The sequence below is a fragment of the Yinghuangia sp. YIM S09857 genome, assembly GCF_051388915.1.
In the GTDB taxonomy this organism is placed as follows: Bacteria; Actinomycetota; Actinomycetes; order Streptomycetales; family Streptomycetaceae; genus Yinghuangia.
In genome coordinates this window covers 319,774-343,108 of the sequence record NZ_JBPKBH010000002.1, presented here as the reverse complement: position 1 = coordinate 343,108, position 23,335 = coordinate 319,774, and the positions used below count along the sequence as shown (strand labels likewise).

General features: G+C 73.3%; 19 protein-coding genes. 8 read left to right on the top strand and 11 right to left on the bottom strand.

Features of this window, described 5'->3' with window-relative positions; genetic code table 11:
* Positions 1 to 288 precede the first annotated feature (288 nt).
* From ACRX5S_RS04745 to ACRX5S_RS04725, 5 genes are all read left to right on the top strand, one after another.
* The gene (locus ACRX5S_RS04745; protein ID WP_436771458.1) at positions 289 to 759 is read left to right on the top strand and encodes a hypothetical protein; all 471 of its coding nucleotides are present in this window, start codon (positions 289 to 291) and stop codon (positions 757 to 759) included.
* 104 nt (positions 760 to 863) lie between these two features.
* Positions 864 to 1,697, top strand: a complete 834-nt coding sequence (locus ACRX5S_RS04740; protein ID WP_436771457.1) for a hypothetical protein — start codon at positions 864 to 866, stop codon at positions 1,695 to 1,697.
* A gap of 117 nt (positions 1,698 to 1,814) precedes the next feature.
* Positions 1,815 to 2,729 (top strand): non-homologous end-joining DNA ligase, encoded by a 915-nt coding sequence (gene ligD / locus ACRX5S_RS04735; RefSeq protein ID WP_436771456.1) that lies wholly within the window; start codon positions 1,815 to 1,817, stop codon positions 2,727 to 2,729.
* A 97-nt stretch (positions 2,730 to 2,826) separates the two neighbouring features.
* A complete protein-coding gene (locus tag ACRX5S_RS04730) occupies positions 2,827 to 3,459 on the top strand; it encodes a DNA polymerase ligase N-terminal domain-containing protein (protein ID WP_436771455.1) in 633 nt (210 codons plus the stop codon).
* Positions 3,456 to 4,187: an endonuclease gene (locus tag ACRX5S_RS04725; protein ID WP_436771454.1), complete on the top strand. Its 732-nt coding sequence runs from the start codon at positions 3,456 to 3,458 to the stop codon at positions 4,185 to 4,187. The genes ACRX5S_RS04730 and ACRX5S_RS04725 overlap by 4 nt, the downstream gene beginning before the upstream one ends.
* 206 nt (positions 4,188 to 4,393) lie before the next feature.
* Here the strand turns inward: ACRX5S_RS04725 and ACRX5S_RS04720 are convergent, their stop codons facing one another.
* The 5 genes from ACRX5S_RS04720 to ACRX5S_RS04700 form a co-directional block, all read right to left on the bottom strand.
* Positions 4,394 to 4,957: a TIGR03086 family metal-binding protein gene (locus tag ACRX5S_RS04720; RefSeq protein ID WP_436771453.1), complete on the bottom strand. Its 564-nt coding sequence runs from the start codon at positions 4,955 to 4,957 to the stop codon at positions 4,394 to 4,396.
* A gap of 5 nt (positions 4,958 to 4,962) precedes the next feature.
* Positions 4,963 to 5,625, bottom strand: coding sequence for an NAD(P)H-binding protein (locus tag ACRX5S_RS04715; RefSeq protein ID WP_436771452.1), 663 nt, complete (start codon positions 5,623 to 5,625; stop codon positions 4,963 to 4,965).
* A 441-nt stretch (positions 5,626 to 6,066) separates the two neighbouring features.
* The gene (locus ACRX5S_RS04710) at positions 6,067 to 7,593 is read right to left on the bottom strand and encodes an AMP-binding protein (protein ID WP_436771451.1); all 1,527 of its coding nucleotides are present in this window, start codon (positions 7,591 to 7,593) and stop codon (positions 6,067 to 6,069) included.
* A gap of 126 nt (positions 7,594 to 7,719) precedes the next feature.
* On the bottom strand, positions 7,720 to 8,520 hold the full coding sequence (locus ACRX5S_RS04705) for a tyrosine-protein phosphatase (protein ID WP_436771450.1): 801 nt from the start codon (positions 8,518 to 8,520) through the stop codon (positions 7,720 to 7,722).
* 44 nt (positions 8,521 to 8,564) lie between these two features.
* Complete coding sequence (locus ACRX5S_RS04700; RefSeq protein ID WP_436771449.1) at positions 8,565 to 8,804, bottom strand: lipopolysaccharide assembly protein LapA domain-containing protein; 240 nt, start codon at positions 8,802 to 8,804, stop codon at positions 8,565 to 8,567.
* 145 nt (positions 8,805 to 8,949) lie between these two features.
* Between ACRX5S_RS04700 and ACRX5S_RS04695 the strand changes: the two genes are divergently transcribed.
* Entirely contained in the window at positions 8,950 to 9,855 is a 906-nt protein-coding gene (locus tag ACRX5S_RS04695) for a 3-hydroxybutyryl-CoA dehydrogenase (RefSeq protein ID WP_436771448.1), read from the top strand.
* A gap of 113 nt (positions 9,856 to 9,968) precedes the next feature.
* A complete protein-coding gene (locus ACRX5S_RS04690; RefSeq protein ID WP_436771447.1) occupies positions 9,969 to 11,402 on the top strand; it encodes a M1 family metallopeptidase in 1,434 nt (477 codons plus the stop codon).
* A 107-nt stretch (positions 11,403 to 11,509) separates the two neighbouring features.
* On the opposite strand, the gene ACRX5S_RS04685 is transcribed toward ACRX5S_RS04690, so the two are convergent.
* From ACRX5S_RS04685 to ACRX5S_RS04665, 5 genes are all read right to left on the bottom strand, one after another.
* The gene (locus tag ACRX5S_RS04685; protein WP_436771446.1) at positions 11,510 to 12,502 is read right to left on the bottom strand and encodes a hypothetical protein; all 993 of its coding nucleotides are present in this window, start codon (positions 12,500 to 12,502) and stop codon (positions 11,510 to 11,512) included.
* Entirely contained in the window at positions 12,499 to 13,653 is a 1,155-nt protein-coding gene (locus ACRX5S_RS04680; RefSeq protein WP_436771445.1) for a hypothetical protein, read from the bottom strand. Before ACRX5S_RS04680 ends, ACRX5S_RS04685 begins: the two co-directional genes overlap by 4 nt.
* A complete protein-coding gene (locus ACRX5S_RS04675) occupies positions 13,650 to 14,114 on the bottom strand; it encodes a DUF4188 domain-containing protein (RefSeq protein WP_436771444.1) in 465 nt (154 codons plus the stop codon). Before ACRX5S_RS04675 ends, ACRX5S_RS04680 begins: the two co-directional genes overlap by 4 nt.
* Positions 14,111 to 15,658: a phenylacetate--CoA ligase family protein gene (locus ACRX5S_RS04670; protein ID WP_436771443.1), complete on the bottom strand. Its 1,548-nt coding sequence runs from the start codon at positions 15,656 to 15,658 to the stop codon at positions 14,111 to 14,113. The genes ACRX5S_RS04675 and ACRX5S_RS04670 overlap by 4 nt, the downstream gene beginning before the upstream one ends.
* A gap of 116 nt (positions 15,659 to 15,774) precedes the next feature.
* Complete coding sequence (locus tag ACRX5S_RS04665) at positions 15,775 to 17,646, bottom strand: hypothetical protein (protein ID WP_436771442.1); 1,872 nt, start codon at positions 17,644 to 17,646, stop codon at positions 15,775 to 15,777.
* Positions 17,647 to 18,168: 522 nt separating this feature from the next.
* Here ACRX5S_RS04665 and ACRX5S_RS04660 point away from each other — a divergent pair.
* The gene (locus ACRX5S_RS04660) at positions 18,169 to 21,852 is read left to right on the top strand and encodes a trypsin-like peptidase domain-containing protein (RefSeq protein WP_436771441.1); all 3,684 of its coding nucleotides are present in this window, start codon (positions 18,169 to 18,171) and stop codon (positions 21,850 to 21,852) included.
* A 7-nt stretch (positions 21,853 to 21,859) separates the two neighbouring features.
* Here the strand turns inward: ACRX5S_RS04660 and ACRX5S_RS04655 are convergent, their stop codons facing one another.
* Positions 21,860 to 23,098, bottom strand: coding sequence for an MFS transporter (locus tag ACRX5S_RS04655; protein ID WP_436771440.1), 1,239 nt, complete (start codon positions 23,096 to 23,098; stop codon positions 21,860 to 21,862).
* Positions 23,099 to 23,335 lie beyond the last annotated feature (237 nt).

Below are 23,335 nucleotides of genomic sequence, written 5' to 3'. Positions count from 1 at the left end.
CCCCCCCCCCCCCCACGGTGTTTTCGGGACGTCCGCGGGCATGTCGGCCAGCGTTTGCGGGCCCTCGGCGGCAGTGCAAGTCTGTACATATACGCCGTATCTGTACGGCATAAACCCACCCCCGCGGGTTCGCCGCCCGACTCCTTCCTGCTCGCAGTCGGGCTCCCGCGCGGCGCCGCAGACCCCCCGAATATTTAGTGGAGGAAATCTCTCCACTACTGCTAGTCTCTCCTCTCAACCGGAGATTAATTCTCCACTTGAGGCTCGGCAGGCTCTGGGGGGGCACGTATGGACCGGCACGCAGTCGCCTCGTTCGCCCGCTTCGTCGTCTGCGGCGGCGGTGTCGGTCTGCTCTCCAGCGGAGCGCTGCTGCTCATGACCGGCGTGATGTCGATCGCCGTCGCGAACGCGGTCGTGACCGTCGTCTCCACCGCCGCCGCCAACGAACTCCACAGCCGGATCACCTTCCGCCACGGGGCGGCCGGGCTGCGGGTGCACCTGGAGTCCACGGCGACGGCGGTCGCGGCGTACCTCGTCACCACCGGCGCCCTGCTGACCCTCGGTGCCGTCCACCCCGAGGCCGGGGCGCTCACCCAGCAGTCCGTCTACCTCACGGCCTCGGCGTTGGCGGGCATCGGCCGGTTCGTGGCGCTCAAGGTCCTGGTGTTCGCGCGCGGCGCGAAGTCCGCGGAGCCTCTCACGGTTCGGCACGCCGCGCGGCACGCCAACACCCCGGCGCAGGTCGTCGCCGCCGCGTGATCGTCCCTCTTGAAACTGACGGATCATCAGATTAGGTTCCGAGAGCCGGGGCGCGGCAGCACGGCGTCCCCGAGACGCGGCAGCCACGCAGCCAGGAGGACCCGATGACATACCAGCCGCTGGAAGTGGGCGGGGTTGACGACTACCCGGTCAAGGTGGGCAGCATGCTGCTCACTCTGGTCGACCCGCACAAGGGGTACGAGCAGGCGTACAACCGCTGGTACGAGCGCGACCACTTCTACGGCGGCTGCATGGTCGGCCCGCACCTGTTCGCCGGCAGCCGCTGGGTCGCCACCCGCGCGCTGAAGGACCTGCGCTGGCCCGGCGACGGCACCCAGGTCGCCGAGCCCGCCGACGCCGGCAGCTACGTCGGCATCTACTGGGTCGAAAAGGGCCGCCACAAGGACCACTTCGACGACTGGGCGCGCCCGCAGGTCGCCTACCTGTACGGCAACGGGCGCGGCTTCCCGGAGCGCACGCACGTCCACACCGTGCTGTTCGACCACCTGGGCGCCTCGTACCGCGACGACGACCCGGTCCCGGTCGACCTCGCGCTGGACCACGGATACGACGGCATCGTCGCCCTGTGGCTGGACGCGCGCTCCGGCACCTCCGCCGACCTGCTCGCGGCCCTGACCGCCGACCACCTCCCGGGCCTGCTGAAGGACTCCGCCATCGAGATCGCCTCGGCGTGGGCGCCGTCCCCCGGGGAGGAGGAGGTGCGCACCAAGCAGCCGATGCCGCTCGGCAGCGCCCCCGGCGGCGCCGGACGCCTCGTGCAGCTCTTCTTCGCCCACGGCGACATCCGCGACACCCTCGCCGGACTGCGCGCCTACACGGACGGCATCGAGGCGGCCGGTCTGGCCGACGTACGCCTCGCCGCGCCGTTCCACCGCACCCACCCCGGCACCGACAAGTACGTCGACGAGCTCTGGTAGACCCCGCTCCCGCAAACCGATTCCCAGCACCGGCCGGGCCGCCCCCGCGTGTGGAAACGCGCGGAACGGGCACGCGCCTGGGAAGTCCGGCCGGTGCCGGGGAACGGAGCGGGTCACATGGCTGAGACGGAAATCCGCGTCGGCGGGCGTACGGTCGCCCTCACACGCCCCGACAAAGTGCTCTTCCCGGACGACGGCATCACCAAGGCCGACCTCGCGCGGTACCACGCCGCCGTCGCCGAGCGCATGCTGCCGCACCTGCGCGGCCGCCCGCTGATGATGGAGCGCTACCCGGACGGCATCGGCAAGCGCCCGCTCATGCAGAAGAACGCGCCGGACTACTTCCCGGACTGGATCCGGCGTGCCGAGGTCGCGAAGGTCGGCGGAACCGTCGAGCACCCCGTCGCCGACAACGCCGCGACGCTCGTCTACCTCGCCAACCAGGCCGCCGTGACGCTGCACCGGTGGCTGTCCAAGGCCGACAAGCCCGACCACCCGGACCGGCTCGTGTTCGACCTCGACCCGTCCGGCGACGACTTTCCCGCGGTCCGCGACGCGGCGCTGGCGCTGCGCCGGCTGCTGGGCGAACTGCGGCTCGACAGCACCGTCATGACCACGGGCTCGCGCGGTCTACACGTCATCGTCGCACTGGACCGCCGCGCCGACTTCGACACGGTGCGCGCGTTCGCCCACGACACCGCCGAGGTGCTGGCGGCCCGGCACCCCGACGCACTGACGACCGCGCCGCGCAAGGACGCCCGCGGCGGTCGGCTGTACCTGGACGTACAGCGCAACGCGTACGCGCAGACCGCCGTTGCCCCCTACTCGGTGCGTGCCCGCCCGGGCGCGCCGGTCGCCGCCCCCGTCACCTGGGCCGAGGTGGAGGAGCCGGGACTGAGCGCCGGCAAGTGGACCGTCACCAGCGTCCTCGAACGCCTGGACGACGACCCCTGGGCGGACGCCCCAAGCCGGGGCCAGGGCCTCGGCGCGGCCCGTCGCCGCCTCGACGCGCTGCGGGACGCAGGAGCCTGAGCACGCCGGCGGTTGTGCGCGGGAGGAGCGGGTAGCGGCCCCGCGTACGACGCCCCACCGGGCACGAAACGCACCACCAGCCCTGCCGGAGGAAGCCGTGGCCAAGCCCGACGCCCTGGAGGAGTACCGGCGCAAGCGCGACTTCGCCAAGACCGCCGAGCCGCGGGGCGCACACGGGCCGGGCGAGCCGGGCGCGGCTTTGGAGTTCGTCGTCCAGATCCACGACGCGACCCGCATGCACTTCGACTTCCGGCTGGAGGTCGACGGCGTCCTCAAGTCGTGGGCGGTCCCGAAAGGCCCGTCGCACGACCCGGCCGTCAAGCGCCTGGCCGTGCCGACCGAGGACCACCCGATGGACTACCGCGACTTCGAGGGCGTCATCGCGAAGGACGAGTACGGCGGCGGCACGGTGATCGTCTGGGACCAGGGCACCTACCGCAGCATGGCCACCGACAAGCGCGGCAACGAGATCCCCTTCGACGAGGCGATCGAGCGCGGACACGCGTCGTTCTGGATGGACGGCGCCAAGCTGCACGGCGGTTTCGCCCTGACCCGTACGCGCGGCGTACCGGGGGAGCAGGAGGCCTGGATCCTCGTCAAACGCAAGGACGGGCACGCGAAGGTCGGCGACGGCACGGATCCGCGGCGCGCCAAGTCGGTGCTCACCGGGCGCACGCTCCGGCAGGTCGCCGAGGACGCCGCGCACGAGGAGGGAGACGCCGAGTCATGAGCACCGCGGCGAAGACGACCAAGACGGCGAAGTCGGCGAAGACCACGAAGCCGAAGACGACGAAGGGGCGAGCCGCCCCCAGAGCCCCCGGCACAAAACGCGACCGCGTCCGGAGCCTGCTGCGCGTCGCAGGCACGACCTACGCCGCGGACGCCGGGATCCGGCTCGCCGACAAACCCGCCCCGCTGTGGCAGCTGCTCGTTCTGAGCAACCTGCTGTCCGCGCGCATCAACGCCGACATCGCGGTGGCCGGGGCGCGCGAACTCTTCCGCGCGGGCGGCCGCACGCCGCACGGCATGGCCGAACTCACCTGGCAGCAGCGTGTCGACGCGCTCGGGCGAGGCCACTACAAGCGCTACGACGAAGGCACCGCGACCCGGCTCGGCCAATGCGCCGACCTGGTCCGCGAACGCTACGCCGGTGACCTGCGCCGCCTGGCCCGCCGCGCCGAAGACGACCCGGCCCGCGTCCGCGACCTGCTCACCGAGTTCCCGGGGATCGGCCCGACCGGAGCCGCGGTCTTCTGCCGCGAGGCCCAGGCCGTGTGGCCGTTCCTGCGGCCGACGCTCGACCGCCGGGCCCTCGCGGGCGCCGAACGCGTGGGCCTCCCCTCCGACGCCGACAAGCTGGCGGGCCTGGTCCCAGAGGATGAACTGTCCCGCCTGGCAGCCGCCTTGGTACGCGTCGACCTCCACCGAGACCTCGCCGACGAGGTGACGGCGCCCTGACCGGGCCGAACGCCGCGGACGCCCTGGGTGGTGGTGACCGGGTGACTTTCCGGGCCGGCAACTCGCCGACGACATGGCGGTGATGGCGGTACGCCGCACGAACCGACCGGCCGACCCCTCCGGCCGACCCCGCTGACCGACCCCTCCGGCGGGCCCCTCCGGCCGACCCCTCCGGCCGACCCCGCTGACCGACGGACCGCCGCCGCTCAGGGTTCGCGCCCGAGCAGCCCCACCAGCCGGTCCTGGACCCGGGAGTCGTCCGGCACGTCCACCGGCGGCGCGAACATGCCCGAGCCCTGCCAGTTGCGGGCCTGCGGCGCGATGTGGTCGTACACCGCCTTCGCGAGCGACTCGTCGAGAGTGTCGTCGTCGCCGATGCCGCGCGCGAGGTCCCAGGCGTGCACGGTGAGGTCGGTGATGATCTGCCAGCCGTACTCCGATGCGGGCGACCGGCCGCCGGTGACGTGCACGGTGCCCTCGAAAGCACCGGGCGTGTGGAACGCTTCCCGTGACCCGGCCGCCGCGCGCTCCCAGGCCCGGACCGGGTGGTCGCCCAGGAGGTCGCCGTCGTAGCGGTCGCCGACCTCGGCGAGAGTCGCGCCGCGCAGCAGCCAGGGCGCCCACATGTGCTCGCTGGTCAGGTGGTTCACCAGATCGCGCACCGACCATTCGGCGCAGGGGGTGTCCGCGTTCCACTGGCTGTGCCCGACGTGGTGCACGCGGTCGTCGAACTCGCGCAGCGCGCGGTCGTACGCCTCCGCCTGCGCCATGCCGCTCACCGGCGCGCGGCGTTCCGCACCGCGTCCTCGACCGGCGAGTCGCCGCCGATCAGTTCGAGGGTCAGACCGGCCGTGTCCGGGTGCCGGAGCAGCGCACCGATGACGGCCGCGACGTCGTCCCGGGTCACCTCGCCGCGCCCGGTCTTAGGGGCCAGGGCCACCTGTCCGGTGCCGGGGCCGTCGGTGAGCAGGCCCGGGCGCAGGATGGTCCAGTCGAGGGACTTGCGGGTCCGGATGTCGGCGTCGGCCGCGCCTTTGGCGCGCAGGTAGGTCGCGAAAACCGCATCCGTCCCGGGCGGCGGCTCGTCATCGGCGCCCATGGCGGAGACCACGATGAACCGGCGCACGCCCGCCTTCTCGGCGGCGTCCGCGAGCAATGTCGCCGCCGCCCGGTCTACCGTCTCCTTGCGTTCCACCCCGCTGCCCGGCCCGGCACCCGCGGCGAACACCGCGGCGTCGGCGCCGCGCAGGCGCTCGGCCAACTCGTCGACGCTCACCGACTCCAGGTCGCAGACGACCGGTTCGGCGCCCGCCTCGTCGAGGTCGGCGGCCTGCTCGGGGCGGCGGATGAGGCCGACCCCGCGGTCCCCGCGGGCCGCGAGCAGGCGTTCGAGACGCAGGGCGATCTGTCCGTGTCCACCGGCGATGACGATACGCATGGGCCGGACCGTACCCGCATCCCGCGCACGTGAAGCCTCCCACCGCGCCGACCCGTCGCCGGATCACCCGGCCAGGTCCGTGCCCCTTGGACATGCCTGGGTCGTCTCTGTCGGATCTTGATGCCGCTCCCGGTCACCGGTGCCGTGCATCGCCCGCCGGGCCTGGCGGCCCTCCGAAGCGCAGGCCCGAAGCTCGTGCTCGCAACGGTCCGCACCCCCCTAGGCGCGGTGTCCAGCGGCCGTGAGCGGTGCGAAGACCCGGCAGGCACCGCCTGGGTCGTGACTTCACATTCCCGTCGGGCCCGCGACGCCGGGCCTTGACGGCCCTCCCAAGCCAAACCCCGGCCGAGCCGCGGGCCGCGCCTTGCTTGGGCGGGCCGCCAGGCCCGGCGCGCAGGCACCACGACCCGCGGGCTACCCGACGGTAATTGGAGACACTTCCTAGTTGATCTGCCGTTCGTGGCCCGCCCAGTAGGGCTCGCGCAGGCGGAACTTCTGGAGTTTGCCCGTCGCGGTGCGTGGGAGCGACTCCACGAACTCGATGCGCTTCGGGCACTTGTACCCGGCCAGGCGCGTGCGGCAGTGCGTGATCAGGTCCTCGGCCGTGACCCCGTCGTCGGCGACGACCAGGCCGGTGACCAACTCGCCCCACTTCTCGTCCGGCGTGCCGATCACCGCGGCCTCGCGCACTCCTGGATGCGCCGTCAGGGCGTCCTCGACCTCGATCGACGAGACGTTCTCGCCGCCCGAGATGATGACGTCCTTCTTGCGGTCGGTGATCACGAGGTAGCCCTCGTCGTCCACATAGCCGCCGTCGCCCGTGTGGAACCAGTTCCCCGCCTGCGCCTTCGCGGTCTCCTCCGGCTGCTCCCAGTAGCCGTCGAGGTTGTGGTTGGACGCGGTCAGCACCTCGCCGTCCACGTCCAGGTCGACGCGCACGCCCAGCGCCGGCACCCCCGCGCGGGCCAGCCTGCGGGCGCGCTCCGAGCTCGGCAGGCCGTCCCACTCGGCGCGCTGCCGGTTGACGGTGACCAGCGGGGAGGTCTCGGTCAGGCCGTAGATCTGGATGAACTCCCAGCCCAGCTCGTCCAGGATGCGTTCGACGGTGCGGGTGGGCGGCGGGGCGCCCGCGCAGATGACGCGGACCCGGTCGCGGCCGGGGATCTCGCCCTCCCAGTCGGCCGCCGCGTCCAGCACGGCGTTGACCACGGCCGGGGCCGCGCACATGAGGGTGACGCCGTGGCGTTCGACCCGGCGCAGGATCTCCGCGCCGTCGACCTGCCGCAGCACGATGTGCCGCCCGCCCATGCCGGTGACGCCGTACGGCATGCCCCACCCGTTTGCGTGGAACATCGGCAGCGTGTGCAGGTACACGTCGCGGTCGCTGATCCCCGCGTGCAGGCCGAACACCGTGGCGTTGAGCCACAGATTGCGGTGCGTGAGCTGGACGCCCTTGGGCCGGGCCGTCGTGCCCGAGGTGTAGTTGACGGTCGCCGTCGCGGACTCGTCCGGGGCCGCCCACGGCCGCGGCTCGACCCCGCGCAGGAACATCGCGTCGTCGTCGCCCACGACGAACTTGTGGGGCACGTCGAGGCCGTCGAGGACGTCCGCGCACGACGGGTCCGCGTACACGACCGACGCGCCCGAGTGCCCCACGATGTACTCGATCTCCGGACGCGTCAGCCGGAAGTTGATCGGCACCAGCACCCGCCCCCAGCCGGAGACGCCGAAGAACGACGTGAACAGCCGCGCCGCGTTCTGCGACACCACCGCGACGCGCCCGCCCTCCGGCACGCCCAGCGCGTCCAGGCGCGCCGCCTGCGCGGCCGCCAACTCGCCCACCTCGCGGTACGTGGGCTCGCCGAGCGAGGGGCCGGGCTGGTCCGGCTCGTCGACCACCGCGACACGGTCCGGGTAGACCCGCACGGCGCGGTCGAGGAAGTCGCGGACGGTCAGCGGGTACTGCACGGCGGCACCTCCGGTGCGTCGAACGGCGGCGTCAAACGGCTGTGTCGGCTGCGTCGAACGGCTGCGGCACCCGCCGAGTATGGCGCACCGGGTGCACGGCCGTCGCCGACCGCGTCACCCTTCCGGTCACCGCCAGGCCGGTACCGCGAGTTCCGCGCACACACGTTCGACTGTCGCGTCCGACACGCCCAATCCCTCGCGCACGTACGCCGAGACGCCGCCCCACTCCGCGTCCATCGCGTCCAGCGCCGCGTCCAGGTACGAGCCGTGCACCTCGATGATGGCGTCGGCGATCCCCGGATCGCCCCCGGCCGCGGTGAACTGCGCGCGGAACGGTGCGAACCCGGCCCGCACCGCCGGATTCACCGCCAGGAACTCGTCGCGGACGACCGCCCGTTCCGCGCCCAGCAGCATCAGCAGCAGGGCCGCGCCCCACCCGGTGCGGTCCTTGCCCGCCGTGCAGTGGAACAGGACCGGCCGGGCGTCCGCCACCGCCTCCACGAGCGCCCGGTACGCCGCCCGAGCCCGTCCCGACAACACCATGCGCCGGTAGGTCACCGCGAACACCTCGGCCGCCCGGCCACCGCCCAACTCGCGTTCGGCGCGCCCGGGATCGGCGAGCAGCGCGTGCAGCCGCGCGGGCGCCACGTCCGGATCCTCGCCCAACACGTCCTCGCACAGCAGCCGCGCCGTGCCCGGCACCCGGTCCGGCTCGGCCCCGCGCTCCTCGGCGGTCCGAAGGTCGACGACGGTACGCAGGCCCAATGCCGCCACGTGCGGGTCCGCCGTCGGGTCGAAACGGCTGAACTGCCCGGAGCGGAACAGCATCCCGGGCGCCACCCGCCGGCCGTCCGCCAGCGTGATGCCGCCCAGGTCGCGCAGATTCGCCACGGTCGCAGCGGGTATCGCCGTCGCGGTGGTCTGCACGGAGCCTCCTCCGGCACCCGCCCCGCGACGGTCCGACCGGGGCCTCACCGGCTCCTGCGGTTGCGGCCGATCAACCACATGGTGATCCCGCCCAGCACGAACGCCCCCGCGAGGACCAGCCACAGCGGGGCCTCCACCTCGGGGACCCAGAAGCGGATCTTCGTGGACTCGGTGTTGACCGCGATGAACCAGATGCTCAGGACGACGATCACCACCGAGGTGATCTGACGCGTCGTGACGCCCCGGTCCTGCCCGCCGGCAACCTTCGCGTTGTTCTTTGCCATGATTCGGATGGTAGGCCGGAATTAGGCGGGTGGCGCGCGCTGCGGGCAGTACGGGCGGCGCGTCGCCGGGGCACGCCCACGGACGGGTCAATGCCGAGCCCGGACCCCGGCGCGGCGCCTCGCCGCGGGCGGCGAGAATGATGCGATGACAGAGACACCAACCATGTCCCGGACGCCCGAAGCCGACGCCCACGAGGCGATCCGGCGGGTCGGCGTCGTCGGCTCCGGCCTGATGGGCTCCGGCATCGCCGAGGTCTGCGCCCGAGCGGGCCTGGACGTCGTGGTCCGCGAGGTGACCCCCGACGCGGCCCGGGCCGGCGAGAACCGCGTGACCTCCTCGCTGGACCGCGCGGTACGCCGCGGCAAGCTCGCCGAGGAGGACCGCGACGCCGCCGTCCGCCGCCTGCGGTTCACCACCGACCTGGCCGAACTCGCCGACCGCGACCTCGTGGTCGAGGCCATCGCGGAGGACGAGGGCGCCAAGGCCGAACTGTTCGCGGCGCTCGACGCCACCGTCACCCGGCCGGACGCGATCCTGGCCTCCAACACCTCGTCCATCCCCATCATGAAGCTCGGCATGGCCACCGGACGGCCCGAATCGGTCGTGGGCGTGCACTTCTTCAACCCCGTGCCGGTGCTCGACCTGGTCGAACTGGTGCCGTCGCTGCTGACGGCCGAACAGACGCTGGTCCGCGCCGAGGAGTTCGTCAACGGGTCGTTGGGCAAGCACGTCATCCGGTCCAAGGACCGCGCGGGCTTCGTGGTCAACGCGTTGCTGGTGCCATACCTGCTGTCCGCGATCCGCATGCTGGAGTCCGGTTTCGCCTCCCCGGAGGACATCGACTCGGGCATGGAGCTGGGCTGCGCGCACCCGATGGGCCCGCTGCGCCTCGCCGACCTGATCGGCCTCGACACCCTCGCGGCCATCGCCGCGTCGATGTACGAGGAGTTCAAGGAGCCGCTGCACTCGGCACCGCCGCTGCTGCTGCGCATGGTCGACGCGGGGCTGTTGGGACGCAAGTCGGGGCGGGGCTTCCACAACTACGCGTGAACGGTACGGGCGCTCGGCCGTGGGGTCGGGCGCCCACCCATAAGCGGCACAATTCGCCCCCGCACGAAGTGTCGTCTACCGCGGAGCCGTTGCCGCGCCCATGATTGCGACGCATGACGACTTGGCACCGGACCGGGCATCCGACCCGGAAGACGCGCAAGACGACAGGAAGACGTGCCGTCGCGGCCCTCGGCCTCGCCTGCGCGATGGTGGTCCTCACCGCCGCGCCCGGTTCGGCGGGCTCGGGAGGGCCGGTGGGCGCGCCCGACCCGTACTTCCCGCTCGCGGGCAACCAGGGCTACGACGTCGAACACTACGACCTCGACCTCGACTTCACCCCCGCGACCGACCTCCTCGTGGCCCGGGCCGCGATCAAGGCCGAGGCGCACCGCGACCTCACGCGGTTCAGCCTCGACTTCTCCGGCCCGGCCGTCGAACGGGTCGACGTCGACGGGCGGCCGGCCGCGTACTCGCGCGACGGCCAGGAACTCACCGTCGTCCCCGCCGCCAAGATCCGCGCCGGGCGCGACTTCACGGTGACCGTCCGGTACCGCGGCACCGCCGCGCCGATCGAGGACCCGGCACTCGGCGTCTACGGCTGGATCAATACCGACGACGGCGCCGTCGCCCTCAACGAGCCGGACGGGGCCCGGAGTTGGTACCCGGTGAACGACGACGTGCGCGACAAGGCGACGTACACGTTCCGCATCACCGCGCCTGCCGGGCTGACCGCGCTGGCGAACGGCGAGCCGCAGGGCAGGCCGCGCACGGTCGGCGACCGGACCACCGCCACCTGGTCGATGCGCAAGCCGATGTCGAGCTACCTCTCGATGATCGCGATCGGCCGCTTCACGGTCACCGACGGGCGCGTCGGCCGCCTGCCGAACATCACCGCGTACGACCCGGCGGGCGACGGCGACGACGCCGCGCTCCACCGCACCACCGCAGACGCGGTCCGCTGGGGTCAGGAGCGGATCGGCCGCTACCCGTTCGACTCGACCGGCGGCATCATCGACCGCATCGACGTCGGGTACGCCCTGGAGACCCAGGCACGCCCGGTGTACGACGGGGAGCCGGACGAGGCGACGATCGTGCACGAGATCGCCCACCAGTGGTTCGGCAACAGCGTCACCCCGAAGACGTGGGCGGACCTGTGGCTCAACGAGGGCTTCGCGTCGTACGCCGAGATGCTGTGGCAGGAGGAGCACGGCGGACCCACCGCGCAGGAGGTCTTCGACCGGTTGTACGCGACCCCCGCCGCCGACGACTTCTGGCACCTGAAGACGGCCGACCCGGGGCGCGACGACCTGTTCGACTACGAGGCCGTGTACCTGCGCGGCGCGATGGCGCTGCACGCGCTGCGCACCACCATCGGCGACCGCGACTTCTTCACGCTGCTGAAGGTGTGGGCGGAGAAGTACCGCTACGGCAGCGCCGACACGAGGGACCTGATGAACCTGGCCCGCAGGATCTCCGGCGAGGACGTGAAACCGCTGTTCGACGCCTGGCTCTACACCGCCGCCAAGCCCCCGCCGCCGCGGCGTTGACCACTGGCAGGCCGCTCCGCCCGTCGGGCCGACGCCGTGTCGGCCCGCCGGCTCCGGTTGCCGGGCTGCCCACCGGGCCGGCCGGGTGTCGGGAGCCCAGCCGCCGCCTACCCGGTGCGGCGGGCGGACCGAGGCGGGGCGGCCACCGGTCGGCCGACGCGGAAGACCGCCACCGCACGTTCATGCGCGGCGAGGTCCAACAGCGCCGCCAGCTCCGCCTCGGTCGCCGGGCAGTCGAGGATCTGGCTGAGCGGGTGCGTGGCCAGTCCGCGGGCGCCGAGGGCCAGCCAGCAGCGCATCAGAGCCCGGCCGAGGGCCACCAGGTCAGCGGGTCCGGCATCGGCCGGGCCGACGAGGACGAGGGCGCTGCCCTCGCCGCGCAGCAGGCCCCGGGAGGACGCGGCCAGCGCGGCCGGCAGGCCCACGCGGCGGAACGCGCCGTACACGCGCGGGCGCAGGGCCGCGCCCAGGCCCGCCGCCTCCGCGCGCGACAGGCCGAGCGCCTGGTCGGTCAGGCCGTCCTGCGTGTACCGCGGATGGCTCGGGCGCAGGCGCAGCCAGTCGCGGAGTTCGGCGGTCAGCTCGGGAGCCGCGAACATCCACCGGTCGGCACGCGTCAGCAGCGGGGCCAGCGTCCGCACCGGCACGTGCCGGATCCCGCCCGCGTCCTCGACCAGGCCCCCGGCCTCCGTCAGCACATCGTCGGGCAGCAGACCGGGGGCGTACGGTCCACGTCCGCTTCGCCGCGCCTCGACGTCGTCCGGGGCGAACCCGGTCGCGTACGGCGCCTCGGCCGGGACCAGCCACGCCACCCGCCGCGCCGCCCGGTCCACGTCCACCACGAGGTCCGCGCCCAGCCCGACCCCCGCGGCCACCACAAGGCACGTCTCCAGGTACGCCCCGAGGCCGAGGAACAGGTCGCGCCCGGTCGGGTCGGACACCGGCAGCGCCCGCGCCGGATCCCAGTAGACGCCGACGCCCGCGTCTTCGTACCGCACTTGCCACGGCTGGGTGTTGTGCGCTGACGGCGCACGCCCGCAGCGCGCCGCGAGCGCCCGCATGGCGGCCGTCCATTCCGGACCCGCCGACCGCGCCGTCATGCGCGCACCTCCCGCCCGTAGAACGTGTGGCCGTGCAGAACACGCCCGCCCATACGGACATACTGCGCCGCCGACCCCGCGTTGTCGTCCTCCACCCACGTGCTGCGCAGTGCGGTGTATCCGCCCACACGCAGGTTTCGGTACAACTCCCGTGCCAGCAGCGTCAGATAGCCGCGGCCCTGGGCCTCGGGGACGGTCCCCTTGATGATCAGCACCGCCTCGCGTCGGTAGCGGCGGCGGGTGGCCAGCAGCCGGACCTGGTTCACCAGCCGCAGGTCGCCGCCGATCTTCGCCAAGAACTCCGAGATGTCCGGCACCACGAGCACGAACGCGACCGGTTCGCCCGCGCGTTCGAGCCACATGAGCAGGGATTCGTCGAGCAGGTACGCCAGTCCGTCCGTCTGCGCGCGCAACTCGTCCGCGTCGATGGGCGTGTAGTAGCCGAGTTGCGCGAAGCTTGCGTTGAGCATCGTCCGCAGCACCGGCAGCTGCTCGGCGAGGTGCTTCCGCGAACCGTGTCGGATCACCAGGGACTCGTCCCGCATCCGCGCGTCGTCGAACCGGAAGACGGCGTCCACGTCGACGCCTTGCCGTCCGAGGTCCTCGCAGATCCAGGTGGCCGCCTCGAATCTCCTCGTGAAGCCGAGGCTTTCGTAGAAACTCGGGTAATAGGCGGGATTCCAGGCCGAGTCCACGAAGCCGCGCGACTCGAAGCCCGAGGTGATCACGCCGCCGGTCTGGTTCGGCAGCAGCGCCACCGGGCCGAACAACGCCTCGCGTCCGGCCGCCCGGGCCCGTTCCTCGGCGAGGTGCACGAGCGTGGCGGCGACCTCCGGGTCCTCGGTGAACTCGGTGAGGCCGTACAACTGGTGCCGGGCGCCCAGCTTTTCGTCGAACTTGGGGTTGGCGTGCAGGCAGGTGCGCCCTACCGCGCGGCCGTCGGCGTCGCGTACGAGGTGGAACTCGACGGGGCCGTAGCGGGAGTGCGGGCCGCGTCCGCGCCACAGGTCGGCCAGCACCCGGCGGATCGGCGGGACGTATCGGTCGCGCGGGTGGAGCCGTAGCGGGACGGCGCAGAACTCGGCGAACGCCGAGCGGGTCGTGACGCGTTCGACGGTCAGGCCGCCCGCGCGGGTGGAGCTGGACGTCATGTGCCGACGCTCCGTCCCGCGCGGTGCACCGGGGGCCCGGTCTGCTCGGTGGACAGGGCGGTGAAGTCCTCGATGTGGGCCATGGTGCCGTCCTCGGCCCGCCACACGCCGTTGCTGTAGCCGCCTGGTTCGGCGGTGAAGATGCGGATCCACCCGCCGCTCGCGTACTTGGTGCCGTTGTCGGTGACCCAGCACATCAGATCGCGGTGGTGCCGCGTACGGGCGAACCGCATCAGCGCGTCGGTGTCCTCGAAGAACGCGATGGTGCCGAGCGTGAACGGGAATTCCCACCACACCTTGTGCCAGCGGTAGCCGTCCATGCGCTTCATGTCGCGCACGAGCTTCGTCCAGGTGCGGCCGAGGCGGACCAGCGACAGCGGGCCCGAGTACTTCGTGGCGCCGATGAACATCGCGCCGGAACGGGCCTGCGGCGGCGCCTGGGAGAAGTCGGTGGTTCTCATGCGGCGTTCTTCCCCTCGGTGACCAGGTAGACGTTCTTGATTTTGCTCGTGCCGCGGGCGAACGGCCCCTCGCCGAAAGCGTGGACGCGAACCCGGACGTCCGCCGTCGACGGGTCCTCGGCCAGCGACTGCGCGAAGTCGCGGCTCACCCGGGCGAGATGGGCGACCACGCCGTCCCGGCACACCGCCGCCAGCTTCTCGCGCTCCGCGGCGTCCAACTCGGCGCCGTCGCGCAGTTGCAGGTTGACCACCGGGCGGGATTCGAGGTCGGCGTACTCGTCGATGGTCAGGCAGAAGCCCTCCAGGTGCCCGGCCATCGGGTTGTCCTGGTACAGGCCGTACTCGACGTCCTGCGGGTAGATGTTGGCGCCCATGTAGGAGATCGTGCTGTCCTTGCGGCCGTACAGCAGAAGCAGCGGAAGGCGCATGCCCTCGCCGCGGAACGCCGATTCGCACTCGGCCCAGGCGTCCGGGTCCTCGCGCACCACCGCCTCCAGTGCCGGATAGCTCAGCAGGCGCCCCTCGTCGCCGATGTTGTAGCGCAGCTTCGGAGCGAGCACCGCCGTGGAGTTGATGGTGCAGACGATCTCGTCGCGGTCGTTGGTCTCCAGGTACGTCTCCAGCGGGTTGTACTGGAACACCATCGGCACGCGGCCCTCGTCGGGCCCCAACAGCGCGTCGCGCAGCCGGTCGTCGGTCAGCAGGCGCCGCCGCAGCCACACCGTCAGGTCGCTCTCGCCCGCCATGCCGATCGTCAGGTCGGAGGCGCCGTACCCGGACCGCACCTTGACGAAGCGCTCCTCCAGATAGTCGCGCAGCGCCTCGGTCATGCCCTCGCCGCCGACGAACCCGAACAGCCGGTGGCGCCGCCAGTCGAAGCCCTCCGCGTCCAGCCGGTCGCGCAGGTGCTTGAGGAAGGGCGGGTACGCGGTCACCAGGTAGTTGAAGCGCGGCCCGAAGTGCCGGATCGTGTCCACGATCTTGTCGAGGTCCGGACCGGTGTTCTTGACCATGGCGATGCGCGCCATCGCGATACCGGTGTTGGTCCCCGTCGCCCACGCGCCCATCGAGTACGCGTTGATGACGAACAGCCGCTTGCGGGGGAACACCATCGACGTGTACCCGGCCACGTTCTTGTGCACCGAATTCAGCTCGCGCCGCGACCGAAGCCAGTTGTACGGCGTCCCCGACGACCCCGAGGACTCGTCGACGACCGTCCCGGCGATCTCCAACTCACCCTGCCAGCAACGCAGTTCCTCCGGGTACGCGCGAACGTAGCTGTCCTTGGCCGTCTCCGGGTACGACTCCAGGCTGAACCAGCGGAAACGCCAGCCCTGACGCCGCAGGTAGTCGCGGTACGCCGGGACGTCCAGCGCCGCGAACTGACAGGTCATCCACGCGTGCCGGCGGGCGAACCGCTCCATGCGGGGGTGGTAGTGCGTCGCGGTCCAGCGCCACACCGCGGGATGCGCCCGATAGCCGCGGTAGAGCGCGGTGAGCGCGAAGCTGACGATTCGCAGAAGCCACTGCCGGACGAAACGCACGATGGCCGTCCTCCCCAAGTTGCCCGGTCGCCGTCCGGCACACCGCGGTCCACCGGACGATCCGGTTCCCGTTCACCTTCTCGGGTGATGCGGGGGCCGGGCATGGGGACAACTACTCAATTCCGCACGGCCGCCGCACGGGAGGTTGTGGTGAGTTCGGTCACCGTGCCGGGGAAGTCGTCGGCGAGCAGAGTGACGGCCGCCAGCCATACGTCGACGGCGTCCCCGTCCGGTACGTCGGCGGCCATCGCGCGCAACCGGGCCTCCGCTCCGTGGCGAATGGCAGGGTCGAACTCGCGGGAGCGGTCGAGGACTTCGAGCGCGGCTGCGGCCGGGTGGGCGTGCCGGAGCAGGTCGTCGGCGCCGATGAGCCGCAACCCGAGCGCGGCCCAGATCCACCGCGATCCGGGCCGGGCCGCCGCGGCGAGGTCGAGTGCTTCGTCGGTGAGCAGGCGCAGGCAGGTCGCGCGGGTGAGCGGGCGGTGTCGACGTGCCGGTGGGCCGTTGTGCGCGGCGGCGGTACGCGGCCAACTGCGCCGGACCGCGCGCTCCTGTGGTGCGAGCCGGGCCGCCACCTGGGTCGCGACGTGGGCGGGGGCCAGGGTGAGCAGGAGCGAGGCGGCGCCGCGGGCGGCGTCGCGGGCGTGGTCGCCGGGGAACGGCGGTCGGGGTGGGGGTACGGGGCCGGGCCGTCCCGCGTACGCGAGCAGCTCCGGGACGGTCCCGGCGAAGTGCGGGCCCGCGCGGAGCAGACGCAGCCAGGCGCCGGGGTCGTCGCCGAGTGCCGCGGCGGGGTCCAGGTCGAGGAGGGCGTAGGCGAAGGGCAGAGTCGAGAGCAACTGGGGGGTGGGGCCCGCCCGATCGGGTTGGTCGTGGAGCGGAGGCCTGGTGCCGTGCGTCGTGGGATCGGGACCGGGGTCTTCGGGACGGCCGTCCCCCGGGCCCGGTGGTTCCGGGCCGATCGCCTCGGTCGTCGCGTCGATGAAGTCCAGCAGCCGCCACGCCGGAGCGGCCGACCGGACGACTTCCGCGGCGGTCGTCGTCCCCGCGTCCAGCGCCGCCATGAGCGTCCAGGCGGCCGGGACGCCCCGCAGCAGCCGGGGTACGAACTCCCGTGGGCAGTCCGGGTGCGCGAGCAGCGCCGAGCGCGCCTGGCCCGGGAACGGCTCCTCCCGGTCGGCCCGCATCAGGGCGTCCCAGTCGATCGGCACGGCCCCGGCCAACACGTCGCGGCCGGGAAACCGGTGGCTGGCCCGCCGGAGCCGCCGGGCCGTTTCGCCGTCGCGGGCGGCCGACCGGTGCAGTCGTTCGAGGTGCGCACGCCCATGCGGTATGTCGAGGAACGGCCGCAACTGCCTGAGGCCCTTCGAGCGCGTGCGCACGGGCATCCCGGTCGCGAGATACCGGTCCACCTGGTCGCGCAGTCCGTCGGTGCCCAGTTCCGTCCACAGCCGCAGGGCGGCTCCGAGGAAGGCGCTGTCGTGCAGCGGCGCGGGCAGCCGTACCCCGATCATCGCCTGGAACACCACCGCCGGGTCGTCGGCGCCGAGCAGCAGCCGGACCCGGCCGGGGGAGTGGGTGTCGACCGTGCGCGCCAGCCCGGCCGGATCGGACGCCGCCCCTCGGATCAGCGGGGGCACGAGCGAGGCGGGCAGGCGCGGGTGCGCGACCAGCACGGCCCGCGTGAGGAAGTCGTCGCGGCCCGCCAGGCGGCGCAGGTCGTCCCCGCCCATCCTGCGGTCGGACGCGAGCACCTGGCACAGCAGGTGCCGCCGCTGATCGTCCTCGACGGGCGGCCGCAGCGCGAGCGCGACGCTCTCGTCGCAGGGGAGCCCGCCGAAGGCGGTCACCGCCAGGACCTGTGCGGGGGCGAGTCGGTCCACAACGCGGGTCCGCACGTCCGCGGGCAGGCAGCGCAGCACGGTGCCCACCGCCCGGATGCACTGCGCCGCGCCGGTGGCCAACGGGGGTACCGAACGCCTGCGCACGCGCACCTCTCCATCCCTGCGGGTTCCGACGGCTCTCCCATGACCGGCGGGCTCTCCGGGGTAAGAGACCTGCCCGCGGCCCGCGGTTCCCCCAGGACTCGCGGCCTTCCACGATCCGGGGCTTTCTGTGGCACGGGGCCCTTCCGTGGCACGGGGCCTTCCTCGAATCTGCGGTTCCACGACCCGCGGCCGTCCCACGCCCCGCGGTCTTCCCGGAACCTGCGGTTTCCACCACCCGCGGTCTGTCCGTGCCCCGCGGATCTCCCGAGACAAAGACCCGGCGCATTGGCCGCGAGAACGCCCCGCGGCCCTGTCCGTGACGACGACCCGCGGACCACCCGACGAGGGGCCAACGTACCGGCCTCGCAGGCGTGTTGCGTCGGCTTGATCACGGCGGGCGTCATGATCAAGCCGACGGGGAAGGTTGTCATCGGAAACAAGACTGTTTGTCGAGAGTTTCCGGCAGACTGGTCTCCGCTTTTCGGGCGACGATCGGGGGGTTGTGTGCTCAACCGCGCGGGGATGGGGGACACGCCGCCGCAGCGCACCGTCGAGGTCGTCAACCCGCGCGCCGGAGTACGCGGATCCGGATGCCTGATCGGGCCGGGGCTCGTCCTGGCCGCCGGGCACGTGGCGTGCCCGAACCGCGACAGCGGCCCCGTCGTCGTCCGCGCGCTCGAAGGCGGTGCGGAGCACGAGGCGTCCGTCCTGTGGATCGACACCTCGCTGGACGTCGCGCTCCTCCAGGCCGACCGCGCCCTGCTCGGCGCCGACCTGGGCATCGTGCGCTGGGGCGCGCTCACCGGCGACCACCCCGGAGCCCGACCGGTGTGCACCACGATCGGCTTCCCGCAGGCCCTGCACCGCAAGGTCCCCGGCGGCCCCCGGTCCGCGACGCAGGCGCAGACCCTGCACGGCGCCATCGCGCCGCGCGGCCGGGCCCGCTCCGGGATGTACGTCTTCGAGCTCGCCGAGCCCGACGACGTCTCCTTCGACCTGTGGCAGGGCATGTCCGGCGCCGCGGTCTACTGCGACGACGCGGTCGTCGGGGTGGCCACCAACGCCGCCGACTACTGGCGCGGCGAAACTCTGCTGGTGCTCCCGGCGTTCCGGCTGCTCGGCGCGCCCGGGTTCGCCGACGCGGTGGCCGCCGCGACCGGCCTGCGGCCCCGGCTGCGGCCCGCCGACCTCGGACCGCTGCTCACCGAGCACCCCGACCCGCACCTGTCCGCGTCCTACCTCCTGGACCCGGCAGCGCAGGTGGTGCCGATGTCCGGCGACGCCGCGACGGTGCGGGCGCTGCGCGCCTGGTGCTTCAACGGGCGGCGCACGGACGTCGCCGCGATGACCGGGCCGGACGGCGCCGGCAAGACCAGACTCGCGCACGAACTCCTCGGCCACCTCACCCGCGACGTGCGCGGGCGGGCCGCCTGGACGGGCGGGTTCGTGGCCCGCGTGCCGCGCCAACAAGAGCCCGGCTTCGCGCTGTTCACGACGGTGCGCCAACCGCTGATGCTGGTCGTGGACGGTGCGGAGGCCCGACTTGACCAGGTGCACGCGCTGTTCGACGTGCTGGGCGAACGCCGCTCCGGACAACCCGTGCGCGTCCTGCTGATCGTGCGCGGCCGCGAGGACTGGTGGCCGCGCCTGCGCGCGGTCTGGACCGGCAGCACGGTCATGGGCCGCGGTGAGACCTTCCGCGTCGCGACCACCGACGCGTTCGTCGACGTCGGCGCCGAGGCGCTGTACGAGCGGGCCGCACGCGCCTTCGCCGACCGAATACGCCTGCTCCGGCACGCCGGAATAGACGACGACCTGCCCGACCGTGCGGCCGCCCCCGACCCCGAACGCCCGCGCCGCTACACGGTCCCCGAGGGGGACGCCCGCGGACTGTCCGTCGGCACCCTGCACATGGCCGCGCTGGCCGACGTCCTCACCCGAGTCGACCGTGAACTTGCCTATCACCAAAGACCGTTGGACGTCCTGCTCCGGCGCGAGGAAGAGCACGTACGGCGCATCGCCCGCATGCGCATGCCGTCCGGGCTCATCGACGCGGGGCTGCTGCGGACGCTCCTGGCCGTGCAGCAACTCGTCGGCGCGCAGACCTTCGACGACGCGCTGGGGGCGGTGCGGGCCGGGTTCGAGGTGCACCACCGGGGGCGCGGCGACATCGCGGCGCCGCAGGTCCCGGTGCTGGCGGCGTACGAGGACATCCTGTCGGCGGCGTACCCGTCCGGACACGGCGCGCGCTGGGGGGCGATCGGCCCCGACGCCCTCGCGTCGGCCCTGGTCGCGGAGGTCGAGGCGGCGGGGGACGGGACGTTCCTCGCCGCGCTGCTGAGCAGCCCGCACCTGACCGACCCGCAGCGCTACCGGGCGCTGGCCCTGCTCGCCCACGCGGCCTCGACCCAGCCCGAGTTGGTGGCTTCGGCGGCACGTGCGGTGGCGGCGTCCGCCGAGCTCCTGGTGCCCATCGCGGAATGGGTGCCGGCCGAGACCACGACGGCGCGCGGCCGCGACTGGCTGGTGCTGTGCCGCGACGCGGTCGTCGAACTCTCGGACTACGGCCGCATGCCGGTGCAGACGGCCGCCTGGGCCACCGGTGTTCTCGATGCGGCGTTGGCGAGGCTGCACAGCCAAGGGGACGTTGCCGCGCCGCCGGAGCAACCTTCACCGTTCCAGGGCGTGTTCGTGCCACGGCCGCGCGGGCCGATCCGGCCTGGGGCGGATCCGCGGCACGATCCGCGGGACGGTGTCGACGGCGATGTACGGAGTCAGGCGCGCGGTGAGCCGCCGCCTGGTCCGCAAGGGAACCCGGCTGGCGGTACGGGGACCTCTGGTCTGCTTTCGGGCCATCTGCCGGCTCTGGGGGCCGATCCCTCCGACCGGGCCGACCCCGCAGAAGCGCGGACCGGCGAACCGCGTCCCGGTGGCGAACGGCGGCCGCCCCGCGGTTCGCGGCGGGACCGGCCGGGGCGGGCCACCACCGATACGCCTCCCACCGGCTTCCCGCGCGCCGACACGCCCGGGGCGGGCTTCCGCCGGGCGGACACCCCGGCGACCGGCTTCCCTCGTGTCGAGGCGTCGGCCGCCGGACCGACCGCGGACACCCCGAGCACGGGCCTCCCACTCGCGGACACACCGGCGACCGGTTTTCCCCGCGCAACGCCGCGTACGTCCACACCCCCGGCCGGGCCCGGCGCCGTGCCGTCCGCGCGGACCGGAACGCCACCCGGTGGCACACCGGCGGACACGACTGGCACGGGCTTCCGGCGCGCCGGAGCGCCCGCGCGGACCGGCACACCGCCCGCCGGAACCCCGCTTCCGGGCACGCCACTTCCCACCGCACCACGCCAGGCGCGGCCGCGACGGACAGCGGGGGAGGCGACCCCGTCGCGCGGCGTGCGGCTCGGGCTGCCGGGCGAGGCACCGGAGGCCGCCGTACGCACCCCCGGGGCGCCGGGCACCCGAACCGGAACCCCGCATACCGGAACGCGGGGCGGGACGTCGGCGGCGGGGACGCCCGCCCCGCGATCGGGGAGGACCGGGACACCACCCGCCGGAACACCACCCGCAGGCACGCCCCGCGCCGGAACCGCACGCTCCGGAGCCACGCCGCCGTCCGGCATGCGCCGCCTGGGGGCCGCCGCCACGGAACCACCGCGCCCCGCGACGGGGCGCCCTCGCGACACCGGCACCGGCGCCCGCGGCGGCTCGGGAACCAAGCCGCAACCAGCCCAAGGAGGTTCAGCGCCGCGCCACCGCGCCACCGCCGCACACGGTTTACGCGCGGTCCCCACCCGTCGGCCCGAACCCGGCCCGGGGCGTTTGCTGTTCACGTTCCTGGCCCTCGCGTACCTCGCGTTGGTCGCCTACGCGGCCTGCGACACCTTCTACTTCACCGGTCGCTTCTCCGACACCCGCCTCGCCTGGGTGTTCCCGCCGGTCGTGCTCCTGGTCGACGTCGAGGCGACCCTGCAATCCCGCCACTGGCCCGGACGTCCCAAACTCACCGACCTCCCCGCCCAGTTGCTCGCCGTCGCGGTCACCACGACCGCGATCACGATGTACGCGGGCAACCACTATCCCGACCTGCCGGTCGTCGTCCGAGCCCTTCTCGCGGCGGCCGTGTCCACCGCGGGCATGTTCATCCTGACCGAGGCGGTCCGCCGTTGGATGGGCCGCGTCGCCTACCGTCGCGCCTGACGGTGGCTCAGGGAGCGGTAGGGGCCTCGGATTTGTCGGGTCCGGGAGTCTCGGCCGGGGGCACCGCGCGGGCGCGGGCGGCGTAGGCGGCCGCGGCGAGCGCCGTCAGGGACGCCGCCGCCAGGACGAGGCGGTGGTCGACGGCGGCGATCAACCCGGCGCCCGCCGCGGCGGTGAGTGCGTTCGGGGCGAACATCAGGGTGCTCGCGGTCGCGGCGACGCGTCCGATGAGCGCCTCCGGCGTCTCGCGCTGCACCGCCGTCATGGCGGCGATCAGCACGCACGGGAGTCCCAGGCCGATGAGCGCGCTGCCTGCCAGTGCGAGTTCGAGTGACGGAACGGCGCGCAGCGCGATGCCGACCGCGAAGACGGCACTGCCGACGGCCGCGAACATGCCTTCCCGGAGACCGCGCAGGGCCGTCCCGGCGACGAGTCCGGCGGCGACCGAGCCGACGCCCTGCACGGCGTACAGGACGCCGACGAAGGCGGGCTCCTGGTGCAGCCCCTGGTCCGCGACGGCGTAGATCGCGGCGCCGTTCAGCCCGGCGGCGGCCATCGTGGCGGCTCCCGCGACGACGAGGCGGCGCGGTGCGGGGCGCTGCCGCAGGCCGCGCACGCCCTCCCGGGTCTCGTGCAGCCAGTGCGGGCGGTCCGCGGGCCCGCGGGGCTCCTCACCGACCCGCACCAGCGCGAAGACCCCGGCGGCGGCCGCGAAGGTCACGGCGTCGAGGAGCACGACGCCGTGACCGCCGAAGCGTACGAAGAGCCCGGCGCCGACCAGCGGGGCCAACAGCTTCGTGCCCTCGTTCGCGGACATCCGCAGCCCGTTGAACTCGCCGCGCAGCTCGGCCCGTACGGTCGTGCCGACCAGGCCCGCCTCCGCGGCGTCGAGCAGAACGCCGCTCACGCCGTACAGCGTCATGACGGCGAAGACCACCCACACTTGGGCCTCGGAGCGCACGGTCAGCAGCGCGAGCAGCACGACTCCCATGGCGAGGTTCGTGCGCACCAGCAGGGTGCGCCGGCGCACCCGGTCGGCGGCGACGCCGATGACCGGGCCGAAGAGCGTGGGCAGCCACAGGCACACACCGGTGAGCGCGGCCAGGCTGTTCGAGCCGGTCAACGACTTGACCCACACGCCGCTCACCAGCGCCATCGCCGACGTGCCGAAGCCGGAGACGACGACCCCGGCCAGGTAGAGGCAGGCGTTGCGGTCGCGCAGCACCCGGCTGACGGCCCAGGACACGGCACCACCCTCCGATTCGCGGTCCACGGGCACAGCCGTGATCACGGCCGCGCCCACATCAGGTACACGGACACGAGCAGGACCGCGCCCACGCCACGGTCAGGCCGCGACGACGGATGCGATCAGGGCCACGAGCAGAGCCCGAGCACAGCCGCGAGCACGGCCACTGTCCGCGGACGCCGACGAGCCTGCCCCGCGATGACCTCCAAGTCAATGCTTGGAGGTCATCGCGCCCTG

What these genes read in the sequence shown, in the direction of transcription:
- ACRX5S_RS04685 (WP_436771446.1), bottom strand. Translation starts at nt 12,502, where the DNA reads ATGACGGCGCGGTCGGCGGGTCCGGAATGGACGGCCGCCATGCGGGCG.
- ACRX5S_RS04680 (WP_436771445.1), bottom strand. Translation starts at nt 13,653, where the DNA reads ATGACGTCCAGCTCCACCCGCGCGGGCGGCCTGACCGTCGAACGCGTC.
- ACRX5S_RS04725 (WP_436771454.1), top strand. Translation starts at nt 3,456, where the DNA reads ATGAGCACCGCGGCGAAGACGACCAAGACGGCGAAGTCGGCGAAGACC.
- ACRX5S_RS04715 (WP_436771452.1), bottom strand. Translation starts at nt 5,625, where the DNA reads ATGCGTATCGTCATCGCCGGTGGACACGGACAGATCGCCCTGCGTCTC.
- ACRX5S_RS04700 (WP_436771449.1), bottom strand. Translation starts at nt 8,804, where the DNA reads ATGGCAAAGAACAACGCGAAGGTTGCCGGCGGGCAGGACCGGGGCGTC.
- ACRX5S_RS04695 (WP_436771448.1), top strand. Translation starts at nt 8,950, where the DNA reads ATGACAGAGACACCAACCATGTCCCGGACGCCCGAAGCCGACGCCCAC.
- ACRX5S_RS04745 (WP_436771458.1), top strand. Translation starts at nt 289, where the DNA reads ATGGACCGGCACGCAGTCGCCTCGTTCGCCCGCTTCGTCGTCTGCGGC.
- ACRX5S_RS04660 (WP_436771441.1), top strand. Translation starts at nt 18,169, where the DNA reads ATGGGGGACACGCCGCCGCAGCGCACCGTCGAGGTCGTCAACCCGCGC.
- ACRX5S_RS04720 (WP_436771453.1), bottom strand. Translation starts at nt 4,957, where the DNA reads ATGGCGCAGGCGGAGGCGTACGACCGCGCGCTGCGCGAGTTCGACGAC.
- ACRX5S_RS04675 (WP_436771444.1), bottom strand. Translation starts at nt 14,114, where the DNA reads ATGAGAACCACCGACTTCTCCCAGGCGCCGCCGCAGGCCCGTTCCGGC.
- ACRX5S_RS04740 (WP_436771457.1), top strand. Translation starts at nt 864, where the DNA reads ATGACATACCAGCCGCTGGAAGTGGGCGGGGTTGACGACTACCCGGTC.
- ACRX5S_RS04690 (WP_436771447.1), top strand. Translation starts at nt 9,969, where the DNA reads ATGACGACTTGGCACCGGACCGGGCATCCGACCCGGAAGACGCGCAAG.
- ligD (WP_436771456.1), top strand. Translation starts at nt 1,815, where the DNA reads ATGGCTGAGACGGAAATCCGCGTCGGCGGGCGTACGGTCGCCCTCACA.